Below are 16,497 nucleotides of genomic sequence, written 5' to 3' on the forward strand. Positions count from 1 at the left end.
CGCCTTCTGTGGCAATTTTCTTACCGCGAAAACGCCCCCAGCGACCCCAGATACAGAGATATCCACAGGCATCTCAGCAAGGGCCAAGCGGATTCTGGGCCGATTCAGGGCATTTTCGATGACGACTCGCCCGACCCGCCCCCGATTCCATGATGGAATCGTCTTCGCTGGCTGAAAACTTCTGCTCCGCGCCTCTGATTCCGGTCGTTTTGAGCGATCGGAGCTGTTTTTCCGATTCTCCTACCGCCAATGAATCAGGCGGTGAGGTTACAAATCAGGCGCAGGACGTGCCGTCGCCTTTTGCGAAACGCGCAAAGCTGCTCAAGGCCGAACGCAGCAGCCCATGGCGAGCTCTCTCATCTCTCTATCTGATCTGATTTCTGTTTGAGAAAGGACACCGCCTTGCGGTTCGGACAGAACTGCGGTGGCTCGGCCATCTTGCCTTGTGCTTTTGCAATCAGGCCGGCGTATTCCGTCTGACCACAGCACTGCGTACACCTGTGCATCAGACGTTCGACATCTTCGGGGCTCAGGTTCAAGGTTTCGGCGTCGTCGATCACTTTCAAGCCCATGGCCCGGGTCATGTTTTCCATCAGACCACGATAGGAGGCCGGAATTCTCAGGATAGACCGTCTCATACGCGCTACCTCTGCTCGCCCCGCAGGGTTCAACATAGAGGCAGAACACTAACCCGACGTTAAATCTTGCGGGCTTGCCAGACAGGCGTTTTCAACCTCAACGCCAGCAGGATCACGATCACGGCCAGAAACACCATCGGTTTCAATTGCCAACCCTTTACCAGAAGCAGGTAATGCACCGCCCCAAGAACAGCGATCAGATAAGTCAGCTTATGCAGTTTGCGCCATGCCGAACCCAACCGGCGCAGCGACAGATTGTTCGACGTCACCGCCAGCGGGATCATCAGCACAAATGCCGCCATCCCCACCGTTATATAGGGGCGCTTCACGATATCGGCCCAGACCTCGTTCAGGCGCTGCACATCCAGCACTGCCCAGGTCAGCAAATGGCAGGAAACGAAGAAGAAACAGGCCAGACCAATGGCGCGGCGGTATTTCAGCAGGTTCAGCCCCACCCAGCGGCGCAGTGGCGTGATCGCCAGCCCCGCCACCAATAGATAAAGCGCGGCCTCGCCCAGCAGATGCTCTAACGCCTTCACCGGCTCGGCCCCTAATTGATTGTCGATGCCCAACCACAGGAGCCACCCCGCATAACCCAGCGAGACCGAATAGATCGGCCAGGCCGGAATGCGCCGGAAAGCACTGTTCAGGGCATCAATCATCTTCAATGCAGCGCCTCAAGGCAAGTCACGAGTGCAGTCTCATCCGCCGCCCCGGTGTAGAGAATGGTGACAACTTGTCGGGCATGGCAAACCCCGGGTTCTTCGCCCGCTTCGAAATCGAGCTTGAAGATAACAAAGATCATCTCGACTGGCGGTTTATGTTCCTGTTCGAATAGGTCCAGAGAATTGACGACCCACATGCGGCGACTGGGGTCGTCCCAGATACCTTGCATTTCTTTCTTGGTGCCGCTTCTGAATTCCGCCATTCCTTCCGCAATCGGAAACCAAACGGTAAAAGGAGGATAGTACGACATTCCAACACCATCCGTCGGCGCCGCATACCCTACCAGCCCAGCTGAATCCGCGTCCAGAATGGCTTTCCAAAAACTCTCAGTCCCGGGATGGTATCTGCCGTCGGCCCCATCTGGCCCCAAGACAATCATTTCACCTTTTGCCGTTTCAAAGTTTTCGCCCCAACCTGACGTCATCGTGTTCAGAACAGCGTTGCTTTTGTCGACGGGAGGCGCTTGCCAATCGGAGTTCTCTGCAGAGACTTGGCCAGCAGTCAACATAACAAAAGCTGCCATCCTGAACAGTAAACGCATCATCAATAGAACTTGCGCAGGTCCATGCCGTCATAAAGGCTGGCCACCTCATCGGCATATCCGTTGAACATCAGCGTGTCCTGCCGTTTGGCAAACAACCCGCCACCGACAACGCGTTCGGACGCCTGCGACCAACGCGGGTGATCCACCTCGGGGTTCACATTACTATAGAAACCATATTCGCGGGCGTTGGCCTTGTTCCAGCTGGTGGGCGGTTCATCTTCGGTCAGAGTGATGCGCACGATCGACTTGATAGATTTGAAGCCATATTTCCACGGCACCACCAAACGCAGCGGCGCGCCATTCTGGTTAGGGATATCCTTGCCATAGATCCCTGTGGCCATGATGGTCAGCGGGTGCATCGCCTCGTCCATGCGCAGGCCCTCAACATAGGGCCAGTCAAGCGTGGGAAACCTGACACCGGGCATTTCATCCGGGCGATTGGCGGTTTCAAACGCCACATATTTCGCGCCAGACTGCACGCCTGCCAATTCCAGCAGATCGGCCAGTTCAAACCCGTTCCAGGGGATCACCATCGACCAGGCCTCGACACAGCGGAACCGATAGAGGCGTTCCTCAATCGTCATTTTGGACATGATATCGGCAAAATCATAGTCGCCGGGGCGGTCGACCAAACCGTCGATTTTCACCGTCCAGGGCGAGATGGTCAGCGTGTGAGCATTGCGCGCCGGATCTTCCTTGCCGGTGCCGAATTCATAATAGTTGTTATAGCTGGTGATATCCTCCCAGCTTGTCGGCTCCAGCGCCTCGGCATGGGCGGTCTGCGCCACACTGGCCAGTCCGACACCCGCAGCGGCCCCGGCCATCAACTGGCGACGGTTCAGCCAAACGGCCTCGTCCGTGACGTCGCTGTCTTTCAGGGTGTTTTTCCAACGATAGGCCATGTGCCGCTCCTTAATACGATACGTTCCCGTGTCTTGGCCTAACCTGTGTCGGTAAACCGCGCAAAACAACTCGGCTCACGAACAGTTCGGTTGCTGTAACAAACCGCTCAAAGGCCAATGTGACGGGGCAGCATCGACATGTCCGCGATCACGCTATTGCAATGACGCGCCAGTTTCTCGGCCTGATCAGAAGGCATATGGGCGGGCGCGAAACCGATACAGGGCATCCCCGCCGCCACCGCCGCCTGTGCCCCCGATGCGCTGTCCTCGACAACAACGCAGGCCCTTGGCGCGACACCTAATTGCCGGGCCGCATGTAAGTAGACATCCGGAGCCGGTTTGGGATGCGCCAGATCGCGGGCGGAATAGATATGCGGAAACAGGCGATCCATCAGGCCGGTACGGTGGAGGGTGATGTCCATCTTGGCGCGCGGCCCGTTCGAGCCCACGGCGATTCCGATGCCCGCGGCAATAAGGTGATCCAGCACCGCGCTGACACCCGGAACCGCCTCCACTTCGTGCTCCAGCCCTGCGAACATGATTTGGTAGAACCGGTCGACCCAATCGTCGGGCAATATCGCGCCGCGTTGGCGAGCCGCTTCGGCCACACCTTCCATGGTGCCGCCCACAGACAAGGTCATTATCTGTTCCAGCGGGACATCCAGCCCGTGCGCCGCAAGGTCGTCACGTAAGAGCCGGTTGGTTATGGGTTCGCTGTCTACCAGCACCCCATCACAATCAAACAAAACCGCAGCAGGCCATGTTAATGCACCATTCATGGCACCAGATGCGCGTTATGGCTGGGTCGGATCTTGTTCAGCGGAATCGAACTGCCATCGCCCTGCACGATCCTTACATGTCGCCGCCGCATCAGGCGCGGTTCGGCCACGCCGACGGAATGGGCGATGGTTTCCACCTCTTTGATCACCGACTTGGCGTAATTGGCCACCTTTACATATTTGTCCTCAACCACCAGCCCGGCCTGCAGGCGCGGATCATGGGTGGTGATGCCTGTGGGGCAAGTATTCCTGTTGCATTTTAGCGCCTGGATGCAGCCCAGCGCGAACATGAACCCGCGTGCCGAAGTAACGAAATCGGCCCCGGCACAGATCGCCCAGGCCACATCGCCGGGATTGACCATCTTGCCGCTGGCTATAATGCGAATGCGCTCTTTCAACCCGTGCCGGTCGCGCAGATCCACCATTCGGGGCAGCGCCTCGCGAATGGGCATCCCGACAAGATCAATCAACGGCATCGGCGCGGCACCAGTGCCCCCTTCGCCGCCATCAATCACGATGAAATCCGGCGCGCAATCTGTGCCACGCTCGACGATCAATTCGAACAACGCGTCCCACGCATCGGACGAGCCAACCACGGTTTTGAACCCCACCGGTTTGCCCGACACCTCGCGGATGTGCACGATCATATCCAGCAACTCATTATAGTCGTTGATATCGCGGTGCCGGTTCGGTGAAATGCTGTCGTGCCCCACTTTGATACCGCGAATGTCCGCAATCTCACTATTGACCTTTTCACCGGGCAGGATGCCACCCTTGCCGGGTTTCGCCCCTTGGGCCAGTTTCAGTTCAAACATCTTGACCTGCGGATGTGCCGCCACTTCGCGCAGTTTGTCGTCATCCAGATTGCCGTGCTCGTCCCGCACCCCGTACTTGGCCGTGCCGATTTGATAAACCAGATCGCAAGCGCCCAATTTGTGAAAGGGTGACAACCCCCCCTCGCCCGTGTTCAGCCAGATACCGGCCTTGGCCGCCCCGCGGCTGAGCGCCTCGACAGCTGGGCGCGAAATGGCGCCGTAACTCATCCCCGAGATGTTAAAGATCGACTTGGCCATGAAGGGTATAGCAGCTGTCGGCCCGATCTGCATGGGTTCCGTGCTGGCAAACTGATCGTCCAGTGGCGGGAAGGCGGCATTTACGAAAATCGGCGTGCCGGGGATCGACAGATTCCGGGTTGATCCGAACGCCACGGTGTTGCCCGATCCATCCGAAGCATGTTTGACCCAATCGCGTTGTGCGCGGTTGAACGGCATTTCCTCACGATCCATCGCAAAGAAATACTGGCGAAAGAACTCGCCCAGCGCACTGAACCAATGGCGAAACCGCCCGATCACCGGATAATTGCGCCGGATGGCATCGCCGGTCTGGGTTTTGTCCAGAACAAAAAACACCAGCACCGTGAGAAAAAGGGCGCCCAGAACAAACGCAAACGAAAGCGCCAGCACCTCCAGCACCCGAAATGCATAATCCATGGTTGGCCCTTTCGCTGTTCACCGTCGCACTATGTCATCTTACTATGAAGTGTGGGGCAGCCAGTACAACTGCCAAGAGCGGAAAGGCAGGAGATTTCCGGTAAGACATGGGCCGGCAGTCACGAAATCTCGCCAATTCTCACATATTTTTTATTGGAAATGTCTGGGCGGGCGGGCTTAGGCCTTGCAGCTTTTTTGTCAAATGCAATCGGCAGATTTCCCCGCTGATCCAAGACGGTTCTGATGGCGTAACCCTCACTCAATGCCGTTTTGGCAGTGAAGCAACAGATTTAACAGGAGACGACACATGTTTCGCAGAACCTACCTTGCCCTGACCGCCGCCGCCCTGATGGCAGGCCCTGCCCTCGCGGATGGCCACAGCAAAGATATCGTGGATACAGCCGTGAAAGCGGGCAGCTTTACAACGCTCGTGGCCGCTGTCGAAGCCGCTGGTCTGGTCGACACGCTGAAAGGTGACGGTCCCTTCACCGTTTTCGCCCCCACCGATGATGCCTTTGCCGCCCTGCCCGAAGGCACGGTTGCAGACCTCCTGAAGCCCGAAAACAAAGACCAATTGGTCGCTGTGCTGACCTATCACGTGGTGCCGGGCAAAGTGATGTCGGGTGACCTGAGCAATGAAATGATGGCAACGACCGTCCAAGGTGGAGACGTCAAGATCATGACAGAAGGCGGAGTGACCGTGGATGGCGCAAACGTCGTAACGGCCGATATCGAAGCCTCTAACGGTGTGATCCACGTCATCGACGCGGTGATCCTGCCGAAGTAATTCCATGGGGATGCGATGCTGGGGCGGCCTTGAAGGCCGCCCTTTTGCATTTCGCGCGAAGGTCTACCGCTTGTGCACCACCATCACCTGATCGCGGCGTTTTCTTTGATACTTCACCGGCTCGATAATGCAGGCTGAAATCTCGGGGATCAGGGCGTTGAACTCTTCGGCCACCGCCGGATCAGAATGAGTGAACTTGCGATCGTCCTGAAAACTGCGGAACAACGCAGCCGTCTTGGTGATGCCCGGCTTCTCGTAAGGCTCAGGCTGCCAGCGCAGATCCTCGATCACGTAAAGCCCGCCCGAAGCCAGCCGGGGAAACATCTCGAGAAACCCGTTTTGCTGATGATGCGAGGCATGGCTGGCGTCATCAATGATAATGTCCGGCGCGGGCGTGATCTCTTGCGCCGCGCGGGCAATCTCGGCACGGTCGTCCATGTCACAGCGGTGAAAGGTAAACCGCTCGTGCTTGAACCATGAGAAGTCCGATACATCCAGCCCGTGGATATTGGCATTCGGAAAATACTCCAGCCACATGCGGATCGAGGGGCAATCTTCGGTTTTACGGTCCTTGTCGATGCCATGCTCTGGGCCACCGATCAGAAGGCCCATCTCAAGAAAGGTGATCTTGCGCCGCCTGTAGGGGTGGAACAGCATGTGATAGAGCTCGGTATAGCGATGCTTGGTTGACCCTTTGTCCGAACCATAGCGATCCGCCAGATCGGTCAGGTTTTCTGCTTTATCGCTCATGCTATTCCCCTGCCCTTTGACATATCACTCGGCCTTCGCGGCCTTCTTTTCCTTAACAGGAATGGGTGCTGCGTGCGGGTCAATCTTGTGCTTTTTCAACAAGTGATCAATCAACCCGCCCTCATCGGGCAGCCCACCCTCGCGGCTGGCCAGAAATTCGCGAATGCGGCGGCCATAAAGATGGATCGACACCGTGTTCTCGGTCAGGAACGACTCGGCCGAGGCGCGGCGCCGACCATTGACCATATGCCGACGGTTCGGGAAAGGCACCGGATAGAGGACATCGCGCGGGAAGGCATACTTATCCTCGCCGGTTTTATGCACATAGGCGGTCACCGCATGCGGCCCCCAGACACCCCAGGGCAGGTCGCTGACATGCGTCGGCATTCCGGCATCGGCCAGTGCCTGCAACTTGGCCTTTGCCGCCTCGCCATACCAGAACGGAATCCCATATTCATCACCCGACATCTCAAGCAGACCGGCCAGCGCCTCGCTATCCTGAGGAAAACCCAGCACGCCACCATTGATGTGATGTTCGCTTTCCCAGCCATAGAAATGCCCGGTCGGCGTTCGGAAGGGGCGCATGCAATAGGCATCAGTGTCTGCCCAGATCGTGCGATCCAGCTTGCTCAGCATGTGATAGCGAAACACGTCCGAAAACAGCGCCATGCTGCCCGTGCGACTGTGTGAGATAAAATCATCCCGATCCAGGATTTCACTGCCATGGACCTTGCTCGCCCCTTCGGGCACGCGATCCACTTCGCCATAGTGATAAAGCGTCACCTCGTGCCCGGCATCTAGAAAAGATTGCACACAGAGTTGTTCGACATAGCTGAGCGGGCCTTCGACCCACAGCATTGCGATCTGATGCTCTTTACTCATTGTGACTGCCCACTTAGCCGTCCCGCGCTCCTGCCTAAGCCTGTGGCACGCGATACGTTCTTTTGCTCATTTTGGCAGCACTCTATCGTCAGTCCTGACAGGCGGCAATCGTTTGTTTCAGCACAATTGCCATGCAGAAACCCTACTCAATCGCCGATCGCCATATGGCCCGAGGCCACCCAATGATGCAGGTTGCGCGGCAGGAAATGGCTTTTCCAACCCTGTTTCATCCGCAGGTTGCCACGGTTGGCCGATTGGTTGGACTTGTCATTGCGGCTGATCAGAAAATCAGACCCCGCATGATAGGCATAGGCCAGGCTTTGAGGCACGTCCTTTTCGAATTTCAGGACGATTTTGCGCGCTTCCACCGCGACCTTGCTTGGTGCCTTGTCCGGTGCTTCAAACCCGTAGGAGGGGACGGGCGCACCACGCACCTGATGACGTGGTGAAGATTGCTCGGTATCCACGATAATCTCACCGGACGCGGCAATTTCCACTTCCAGTTCCTGAGTGTCTTTACGGCGCACGGATTTGATGAAGGGCGCACCAAAGCCACTGGGGGTGCCCTGCTCGATGCCACGGGCAACAATTGCGCAGAGTTCTCCCACCGCGACAGCGCCCTGACCCGAGAAATGGGTCCGGTCATGTTGCTCAACAGCCCAGCCTGATACGGTCAAAGTGATATCAGAACGGCGCGCGCAGAGTTCGACCTGCCCTTGCAGACAGGGCCACGCCCCGCCATTGCCTTTGCCCGGGGGCTGTATCATCAGGATATGGGGTACATCGGACTGACCCGTACGTTCAACAATGGCGGCCTGCACCGTGTCCAGCAAATGCTCAAGCAACACGACATATTCGTCTTTGGGCATCATACGGTTGCCCGCCCCCTGACAGAAAATCAGATAGGGAACATGCCCGCCCATACCACGCTTGGCGGCCGCACTAAGATGCGCATCAATCGCCAGCATCAGGTTGTTGAACCCGGCTGAATTGGCCTCGTAATGAGGATCATGTTCGGGCAACAATTGCTCCAGTCGTGCCCCGCTGACGGCACTGGAGTGACCCACGCACGTCGGCGGGCGGCCATCTTGAAGGGCTTCGGCAACATAGCGATAAAGGAAGGGCGACACGACGCTTTGCACTTTCTCGTCGATGTCATGGGCCGGGCAGAAATCATCGAATGGCTTGGTGATTGCCCCACGTTCACGCACGACCAGCGCATTGTAACCACCCAGCATCAAGGCGTGCTCGGGGTACGGGTTCTCGTGTAAGACGCGACCGTTGTTACTGTTCTGCCCCATCCAGCTTTGCCCGTAAAAGAGCATCAAAGGCACAGAGTCCACTTGTGAAATACCTGCCATCTGTTTTCCATTTCGTGGGGTCTTTTTTTGCAACTTTCGCATTTGCCTTCAAGCAAATTGCCCAAGTCAGACCCTCGTTACTGCTCGACCATAAAGGCGCATGATTAAGCACCCGTTAACAATAACTAGACACGGAATTGGGCAGAAATGGGGCAAGGACCAGGAAAATCCTGCCAAAACATCGTCTTGATGTCTGGCAGGCCTAGGGGGTCAGAAATGTGATCCCGTCAAGACGGCGAACCGCCTCGATGTCGCGCTCATAAACGCGGGCCAGATGCGCACGTTCGCTCGCGCTCCAGGGATCGTAGCCCGGAAAGTCCGGGCCGCGCGGATATTTGTCCTGAATTTCAACGCGTTTGGCCAAAGCGGCCTCGCCGCCGATGCGTTCGATCTCACTCAGCAATTCGCGAATGGCGCGGTGTGACGCCGAGGGGCGCCCGCGCGACCGTTTGGGCGTGACCAGCGCCTTAGGGTCAATATCCGGGCCGATCAGGTTGCCGATGATCCGTGGGGACAACACCCGAAAATCCTCGTGTCGCCACAGGATCAATCGGGCGTCGGGAAAGGCATTTTTCACCACCTCGACAAACGCCACCCAACTGGGCACACGCGACAGCAATTCGCGTTTCATCTGTGCTTCGGAAAACACGTTCTCGCCCTTGGCCGAGCGCAGGAATTCGACATAGGCCGAGGCGAAGAAGTCGCCATATTCGCGGATCGCCAGATGCACCTCACGCACCGGGTAGATGATGTTCTGCGCAAAAATCGGGATCAGCGTGTCGCGGCGTTGATACAACTCGCCGGTGCGCACGCATTGCCCGCAATGGCCGGGCATATTTTCATCCGACAGGATGATCCGCTCGCCGGGCTTGGCCTTGACCTTCTTGAAGAACTTTTTGGCCTCTTTTGCCAATTCGGCGTCCGAATACTTGCGCCGAAACCCAAGGCCCAGCTTTTCATACCCGTTCAGTTGGCAGGGATAGGTGTAATCCTTGCGGGTGTCACGGTGATGGATGTAATGCACGCCGTTTTTGCGCAACTTGCCGGCATTACGCTGCAGGATCGACTGCACATAGCTGGTGGCGGTTTTGTGAACCCCGCCATGCACCACGACATAAGGCGTCTCCTTGGCCATGTGTGCCTAGCTCTTCTCCAACTCGGGCGCGGCGTTGATCGCAGTGATCTGATCGCGAAACTCGGCCCATCCGTCACGCGCTAACAGGCCCTTGATCTTCCCGCGATGCCATGTGCAAGCCTGTTCATGCAGGCGCGCCAGTTCAGGATCCTGCATCAGCTTGGCAAATTCTTTGCGCAGCCCAGGCAGGCGCGCATGGATTGAAACATCGCGCTCGGTGTTGAAATTCATCGTCGACCAGTAATTGATACCCTGGTCGTCATTCACATGATTGGTGCGCCCGCGATCCCGCTTGACCAAAAAGCTTTCGACCGAGCGCACCGCATAATGATGCAGGCGCGCGTAATCATGGGTGAAGGCCTCGTGGGATTTCCACCCGCCATCCAGATAGGCACTTGGCATCGGTCGTCCGCCCGCATCGACCCATTTCACATCGCCCTGATCCAGTTTGAAGGCCGGACGGTGAATGCGCAGCTTCAGAAAGCGTTCATTGTTGCGCACCAGCGTTTTCATGCCCCGGGCGCGGAAATTGGGGTATTCATGCTCGCCCGCGCTGCGATCAAAGCGCTCGGTGATGAAATCCTCGGTATAGGTGACATGGCCGCTATTGCCGAACAGCTTCCAGCAAACAGAAATCGCATCCGCGTCCCCCACGGCGGCAAACAGATCATCCAGCCGCCCCTTGCCCGCGCGGATATTCAAGAACTCGTCGCAATCCGCACAGATCAGCCAATCAGCTTCCTGATAGATCGGTTCGTTCACCGCTTTTTTCAGTGCGGTGCGTTGCGGGCTACCGCCTTTGCGGAACTGGTTGTCGCGATGCTGGGCCAGGCCCATTTCCTGCAGGCGCTCGGCGATCTTGTCGGTGCCATCATCGCAATCATTGGTGTAGATCAGGAAATCGGTGAAACCGATCGCGCGGTTATACGCCACCCATTCCAGCATGAAGGGGGCTTCGTTCTTCATCGTGGTGACGATCAGACGCTTGCCCATATCCGTCTGTTTGATCGTGGCGGGGGCTTTCTTCCCTGCGTTCTCAGGGGCGATGATCTTGGTCGAGTGCTCTGGCTGGCCTTTGATCCGCTCGGATTTAGGTACCGGGCTGGGATCCGGGACAGTGGCCACCTCTTTGGGGGCAGGCTCTGGCGCAGGCGCTTTGGCTGCTTCGGCCTTGGCCCGTTGGCGAATGCGCTTGCGAAAAGCCCGCGAGAAACGGTCGGCCATCTCGACGCGGCCTTTATCGGAGAAATATCCTGCAACCGACCCGCGGAACCATGGCAAATTGCGACGGTTGCGGTAGAGTTTATAAAACACCGGGTCGGTCAATTCATCGAAGATGCAATGCTGCATCACCGATTTCAGTGCGCCGATCTTGCGCAGGAACACAGCCGTTTTGTGGCTGGAATACCAACATTTGTAGATGTGCAGGTTGTCACCACTCAGCCGGTCGATATGCTGCTGATCCAGCGCGTGATAGGGATCATAAAACAGGTTCACACGCCCCAGTTTCCCCGTCAACGCAGCTGCATCGCCCAATGGCAAGGTCCAATCCTGACGACGGCCGTTTTCATAGCGCGTCTCCCATGGAACCAGATCGGTATTCAGCGTGGTTTGCGGATTCACCGCGATCACATGTGCGCCTTCGACCAACGACCCAAAGGCCATTGCCGCATAGCCACCCATCGAAACACCGGCAAAAACCACGCGGTCATAGCCTTCAAAAAAACCATCTTTTACAAGGGTCTCAAAGCGGGCGATCAGATCGGCATCGCGATACCAGTCGCTGACATGGGCCATGACGCCCAGATGCGAGAGTCCACTGTCCTTTGCAAATTTGAACGCCCATGGTTCGCGCAAAGGATCGGTGTCATTGACGTTGGAGAGGTTGTCGAATGTCACCAAAAGCCGGGTTGACGGGCGTTTGATGAACATAAGACTGTGGCGCAGGTTCTTCTCCAGAAATCCCAACGTCCCGGCACCGGGCCGCAATTCGTCGAACCACAGCGGTGTGGTCGGTTTTTCGCTGTCTGGTGCTGTCTGCTCTGCCATCACTCGGACTTTTTATCTGCTCTCACTAGGTCGCGCGGCGACAGGACACCTGCGTTGGGTCTCCTGCCAAGACTATACGCGCGCCGCACAGTTTTTCGCAACAGCCCCTCTCAAATTGCCTGAATTGTTTCCGTGGTGGAAACAATTAGGTCGCACGTCGGGAAAAACGCCCCGCAGGTTGATCCTACGGGGCGTGGATTGGTTTTTGGTTAATGGACGACCGCATCCTCGGGAGGCTCGCGGTTGGTACTGCCCACGCGATCCCCGATGATCAGCCCCTCGGATCCGGCACTGACCGGAACCGTGGCCCCATCCAGCACGTCCCCGGCCAACAGGGCCTCGGCCAACGGATCCTGCAGCGCCTTCTGGATCACCCGCTTCAGGGGCCGCGCACCATAGACCGGGTCATAGCCTTCATCGGCCAGCCAAGTCCGCGCCGCATCGTCCAGTTCCAGCGTGATCTTGCGGCTTGCCAGACGTTTCAGCAACCGCGCCATCTGGATATCGACAATCGCATCCATCTGATCACGGGCCAATCGGTCGAAGATCACGATCTCATCCAACCGGTTCAGGAATTCCGGCCGGAAATGCGAGCGGACCGCATCCATCACATCACGTTTGGCGTCGTTTGCATCCGAGCCTTCGGGCAACTGGCTGAGCGCCTGAGACCCTAGGTTAGAGGTCAGGATGATCAGCGTCTGTTTGAAGTCCACCGTGCGACCCTGGCCATCCGTCAGCACACCATCATCCAGCACCTGCAACAGCACGTTGAACACTTCGGGATGCGCCTTTTCGACCTCATCAAACAGGACAACCTGATAGGGACGACGACGCACCGCTTCGGTAAGAACCCCGCCTTCGTCATACCCGACATAGCCCGGAGGTGCCCCGATCAGACGCGCCACCGAATGTTTCTCCATGAATTCAGACATATCGATGCGCACCATGGCGCTGTCATCATCAAACAGGAACTCGGCCACGGCCTTGGTTAGCTCAGTTTTCCCAACGCCAGTCGGCCCGAGGAACAAGAAACTGCCCAGCGGGCGGTTTTCATCGTTCAGCCCGGCGCGTGCGCGGCGCACAGCGTTGGAAACCGCTTTGACGGCCTGGTTCTGGCCAATCACACGGCGATGCAGGTTGTCCTCCATACCCAACAGCTTCTCGCGCTCGCCTTCCAGCATCTTGGCAGTGGGAATACCGGTCCAGCGTTCAACCACCTGGGCGATCTGTTCCGGGCGCACGGCTTCTTCAACCATCATGCCGTTTTCCTCGGCTTCTTCGGCCTCGGCCAGCTGTTTTTCCAGCGCCGGAATGACACCGTAGGACAGCTCACCAGCCTTGCCCAGATCACCTTCGCGCTTGGCATGCTCCAGCTCGATCCGCGCGCGGTCCAACTGTTCCTTGAGGTCACGCGCCCCGGCCAGCTTGTCCCGTTCAGACTGCCATTGAGCAGTCATTTCAGCAGATTTCTCCTGCAGATCCGACAGCTCTTTCTCCAGCTTTTCCAGCCGGTCCTTGGACGCGGCATCGTCTTCTTTCTTCAAGGCCTCGGCCTCGATCTGCTTTTGCAGGATTTCGCGGTCCAGCGCGTCCAGCTCTTCGGGTTTGCTGTCCACTTCCATGCGCAGGCGGCTGGCGGCCTCATCCATCAGGTCGATCGCCTTATCGGGCAGGAACCGGTCGGTGATGTAGCGGTGACTGAGCGTCGCCGCCGTCACCAAGGCACTGTCGGAAATACGCACACCATGGTGCAGTTCGTATTTCTCCTTGATGCCCCGCAGAATCGACACCGTGTCCTCGACCGTCGGCTCTTCCACCACCAACGGCTGGAAGCGCCGCGCGAGGGCCGCGTCTTTTTCCACATGTTTGCGGTATTCATCCAACGTTGTCGCACCCACACAATGCAATTCACCCCGCGCCAAGGCCGGCTTGATCAGGTTGGCGGCGTCCATAGCGCCATCACCCTTACCCGCACCCACAAGCGTGTGCATTTCATCAATGAACAGAATGATTTCGCCCGCTGCATCGGTGACCTCATTCAAGACGGCCTTGAGCCGCTCCTCGAACTCACCCCGGTACTTCGCACCGGCGATCAAAGCCCCCATGTCAAGCGACAGCAGGCGTTTGTTATGCAGGCTTTCGGGCACGTCCCCGTTGATGATGCGCAAGGCAAGCCCTTCGGCAATGGCGGTTTTACCCACACCGGGTTCCCCGATCAGAACCGGGTTGTTCTTGGTGCGGCGCGACAACACCTGCATAGCACGGCGAATTTCGTCATCGCGACCAATGATCGGGTCGATTTTGCCCTCTTCGGCGGCCTTGGTCAGGTCACGGGCGTATTTTTCCAACGCCTCGTACGTATCCTCGGCGCTGGCCGTGTCGGCGGTGCGCCCCTTACGGATATCGTTGATCGCCTCGTTTAATGACTGGGCACTGATGTTCCCCTGATCCAGCGCGTCCTTGGCCGCCGATTTCACAATCGCAAGAGCGGTCAGAACCCGCTCGGCCGGCACAAAGCTATCACCCGCTTTCTTGGCCAGTTTCTCGGCCTCATCCAGCACTTTGGCAGTTTGCTGATCCATGTAGGTCTGACCAGTGTCACCGGTGACCTTCGGGATTTTGCCCATGGCCAGGTCGACAGCCTGAAGAACCCGCGCCGGATCACCGCCCGCGCGTTTGATCAGGTTGCTGGCAAGCCCCTGCTCGTCGTCCATCAATGCTTTCAGAATGTGTTCGGGGGCCAGTTTCTGATGGCTTTCCCGCATCGCTATTGTTTGAGCGGCCTGAATAAATCCGCGCGACCGCTCGGTGAACCTGTTCAAGTCCATCCCTTTTCTCCTTTTTCTAAGCGTTCCCCTGCGCCGCACCCTCTTTGAGGCATGCTGGCTTCGGAAACCTTGCGTCTGAGATGGGCAACAGCCCGATCAACTTCAAGACAGTATTGGCCAATTTCCGCCGAGCGCCCCACAATTTCGTGAGCAACTCTTAAACGATTGCCATCCAACCCCACTTATCCACAAGTTATCCACAGGCTGGATGACGGGAACGAGCAACAAGAATGAGGCCCCAGAATGAACATTCAGAAACTGAAATTTGCCGATATTCGCTATAATCCGGAAATCAGCGCCTTTGAAACCCGCGTCACCATTCATGAGAATGGCGTGGCTTATGTCTATCCTGTGCATCTTTGCGCGGCGTTAACTGCCGAATTCCCGGTGATCGCCCGTGGTCTGACCGAAAAGGCACACAAAATGCATGGCAAACGGCAAAACAGCCTGTATCTGCACCACCCGCTTGGCGATACCGGCATGTTTTCGCTGCACGCAAAGGCTGCTTAGGCCGAAAACCGCGAAGGGGAAACACGGTTCGGAATTCTCATTCCGGGATACGTTTTGTTTACGTAGCTTCGCCATAAGGTGATCATGGTGAGTAAAATGCATATCCTGAATGTCGAAGTGAAAGACTGTCGGTTTTCCGAAGAAACCGGGCGTCATAAGGCGACTCTGCTGGTGGATTGCCACGAAAGCCGCGTCTGCCTTCAGGCTGCAACCCATCTGGCGCGGGCTGCCGGTCAGCGTGATGTGATCCATGGGCTGATGGCCGATGCTTTGCGGCAGATGAAACGCCTGCCCGAATATCGCAACACGACCGAAGAAATCACGGTCGCCCCAAGCGCCCTCCCCATCTAAACAGGCGTTCTTGCGGTTCCCAAGGGCAGCGTCTAGACAGGCGCGACCCAGCCATTCGGAGCCTCCATGACCCAAGATGACCGCCTGATTGTCGCCCTAGATATCCCAAACGCTCTGGACGGTCTGCACTTGGCAGAACAATTGGGTGACGCAGTGTCCTTCTATAAAATCGGGCTTGGCATGTTGACGGGCGGCGGCCTTGCCTTGGCCAACGAGTTGAAACAGGATCACGGCAAGCGCATTTTTCTGGACATGAAGCTTTTTGATATCGGCGCGACGGTTGAAAATGCTGTGCGCGGGCTGGTGCAGTTTGATCTGGATTTTCTCACTGTCCATGGCGACCCCCATGTCGTGCGCGCCGCCAAAGAGGGCGCAGCCAACAGTCAGACGCAAATCCTTGCCGTGACCATTCTGACTTCGCTGGATCGCGCCGATCTGGACGCCGGCCTGATTAAGTCGGGCGATATGCCCGATCTTGTGATGGAGCGTGCGACCCGCGCGTTTGAGGCCGGGGCCGATGGTGTCATTGCCTCACCGCAGGAAGCCGCGATGATCCGTGCGCTTCCGTCGGCCTCAGGCAAGTTGATCGTCACGCCGGGTGTCCGCCCGAAAGGCGCGGCACTGGGGGATCAGAAACGCGTCGCCACCCCGGCCGAGGCGGTTGCCAATGGGGCTGATCATATCGTGGTGGGACGCCCGATCTGGGCCGCACAAGATCCCAAAGCCGCCGCAAATGCCGTTTTAAGCGAATTGGCAGCACTATGA

At 57.5% G+C, this 16,497-nt stretch carries 17 protein-coding genes; 5 read left to right on the forward strand and 12 right to left on the reverse strand.

All coding sequences use genetic code 11. The annotated features are described in order from the left end of the window. Window positions 1-149 precede the first annotated feature (149 nt). Window positions 150-377 (forward strand): hypothetical protein, encoded by a 228-nt coding sequence (locus V6N02_RS13240; RefSeq protein ID WP_371226071.1) that lies wholly within the window; start codon window positions 150-152, stop codon window positions 375-377. Here the strand turns inward: V6N02_RS13240 and V6N02_RS13245 are convergent. The 6 genes from V6N02_RS13245 to V6N02_RS13270 form a co-directional block, all read right to left on the reverse strand. Continuing rightward, entirely contained in the window at window positions 357-638 is a 282-nt protein-coding gene (locus V6N02_RS13245) for a DUF6455 family protein (protein ID WP_371226072.1), read from the reverse strand. The genes V6N02_RS13240 and V6N02_RS13245 overlap by 21 nt on opposite strands. A gap of 59 nt (window positions 639-697) precedes the next feature. After that, window positions 698-1,300 (reverse strand): protein-methionine-sulfoxide reductase heme-binding subunit MsrQ, encoded by a 603-nt coding sequence (gene msrQ / locus V6N02_RS13250; protein ID WP_371226073.1) that lies wholly within the window; start codon window positions 1,298-1,300, stop codon window positions 698-700. 2 nt (window positions 1,301-1,302) lie between these two features. Then, window positions 1,303-1,908 (reverse strand): hypothetical protein, encoded by a 606-nt coding sequence (locus tag V6N02_RS13255; protein WP_371226075.1) that lies wholly within the window; start codon window positions 1,906-1,908, stop codon window positions 1,303-1,305. Continuing rightward, the gene (gene msrP / locus V6N02_RS13260) at window positions 1,908-2,810 is read right to left on the reverse strand and encodes a protein-methionine-sulfoxide reductase catalytic subunit MsrP (RefSeq protein WP_371226076.1); all 903 of its coding nucleotides are present in this window, start codon (window positions 2,808-2,810) and stop codon (window positions 1,908-1,910) included. The genes V6N02_RS13255 and msrP overlap by 1 nt, the downstream gene beginning before the upstream one ends. A 107-nt stretch (window positions 2,811-2,917) precedes the next feature. Further along, window positions 2,918-3,589: an HAD family hydrolase gene (locus tag V6N02_RS13265; RefSeq protein WP_371226077.1), complete on the reverse strand. Its 672-nt coding sequence runs from the start codon at window positions 3,587-3,589 to the stop codon at window positions 2,918-2,920. Beyond that, entirely contained in the window at window positions 3,586-5,079 is a 1,494-nt protein-coding gene (locus V6N02_RS13270) for an FMN-binding glutamate synthase family protein (RefSeq protein WP_371226079.1), read from the reverse strand. Before V6N02_RS13270 ends, V6N02_RS13265 begins: the two co-directional genes overlap by 4 nt. 307 nt (window positions 5,080-5,386) lie before the next feature. Here V6N02_RS13270 and V6N02_RS13275 point away from each other — a divergent pair, with 307 nt between their 5' ends. Then, a complete protein-coding gene (locus V6N02_RS13275; RefSeq protein ID WP_371226080.1) occupies window positions 5,387-5,866 on the forward strand; it encodes a fasciclin domain-containing protein in 480 nt (159 codons plus the stop codon). A gap of 63 nt (window positions 5,867-5,929) precedes the next feature. Here the strand turns inward: V6N02_RS13275 and V6N02_RS13280 are convergent, their stop codons facing one another. The 6 genes from V6N02_RS13280 to clpB form a co-directional block, all read right to left on the reverse strand. After that, entirely contained in the window at window positions 5,930-6,616 is a 687-nt protein-coding gene (locus tag V6N02_RS13280) for a hypothetical protein (RefSeq protein WP_371226081.1), read from the reverse strand. 24 nt (window positions 6,617-6,640) lie between these two features. Further along, the gene (locus V6N02_RS13285) at window positions 6,641-7,498 is read right to left on the reverse strand and encodes a hypothetical protein (protein WP_371226082.1); all 858 of its coding nucleotides are present in this window, start codon (window positions 7,496-7,498) and stop codon (window positions 6,641-6,643) included. Window positions 7,499-7,644: 146 nt separating this feature from the next. Beyond that, window positions 7,645-8,859, reverse strand: a complete 1,215-nt coding sequence (locus V6N02_RS13290) for a hypothetical protein (protein ID WP_371226083.1) — start codon at window positions 8,857-8,859, stop codon at window positions 7,645-7,647. A 202-nt stretch (window positions 8,860-9,061) separates the two neighbouring features. After that, the gene (locus tag V6N02_RS13295; protein WP_371226084.1) at window positions 9,062-9,994 is read right to left on the reverse strand and encodes a hypothetical protein; all 933 of its coding nucleotides are present in this window, start codon (window positions 9,992-9,994) and stop codon (window positions 9,062-9,064) included. Between the two features lie 6 nt (window positions 9,995-10,000). Beyond that, window positions 10,001-12,043 (reverse strand): glycosyltransferase family 2 protein, encoded by a 2,043-nt coding sequence (locus V6N02_RS13300; protein WP_371226085.1) that lies wholly within the window; start codon window positions 12,041-12,043, stop codon window positions 10,001-10,003. A 209-nt stretch (window positions 12,044-12,252) separates the two neighbouring features. Further along, the gene (gene clpB, locus V6N02_RS13305) at window positions 12,253-14,871 is read right to left on the reverse strand and encodes an ATP-dependent chaperone ClpB (RefSeq protein ID WP_371226086.1); all 2,619 of its coding nucleotides are present in this window, start codon (window positions 14,869-14,871) and stop codon (window positions 12,253-12,255) included. Window positions 14,872-15,114: 243 nt separating this feature from the next. Here clpB and V6N02_RS13310 point away from each other — a divergent pair, with 243 nt between their 5' ends. The 3 genes from V6N02_RS13310 (at window position 15,115) to pyrF (ending at window position 16,497) form a co-directional block, all read left to right on the forward strand. Then, window positions 15,115-15,381: a hypothetical protein gene (locus V6N02_RS13310; protein ID WP_371226087.1), complete on the forward strand. Its 267-nt coding sequence runs from the start codon at window positions 15,115-15,117 to the stop codon at window positions 15,379-15,381. An 87-nt stretch (window positions 15,382-15,468) separates the two neighbouring features. Next, on the forward strand, window positions 15,469-15,732 hold the full coding sequence (locus V6N02_RS13315) for a hypothetical protein (protein ID WP_371226088.1): 264 nt from the start codon (window positions 15,469-15,471) through the stop codon (window positions 15,730-15,732). A gap of 66 nt (window positions 15,733-15,798) precedes the next feature. After that, on the forward strand, window positions 15,799-16,497 hold the full coding sequence (pyrF, locus tag V6N02_RS13320; RefSeq protein WP_371226089.1) for an orotidine-5'-phosphate decarboxylase: 699 nt from the start codon (window positions 15,799-15,801) through the stop codon (window positions 16,495-16,497).

The sequence above is a fragment of the Roseovarius conchicola genome, assembly GCF_041403425.1.
In the GTDB taxonomy this organism is placed as follows: Bacteria; Pseudomonadota; Alphaproteobacteria; order Rhodobacterales; family Rhodobacteraceae; genus Roseovarius; species Roseovarius conchicola.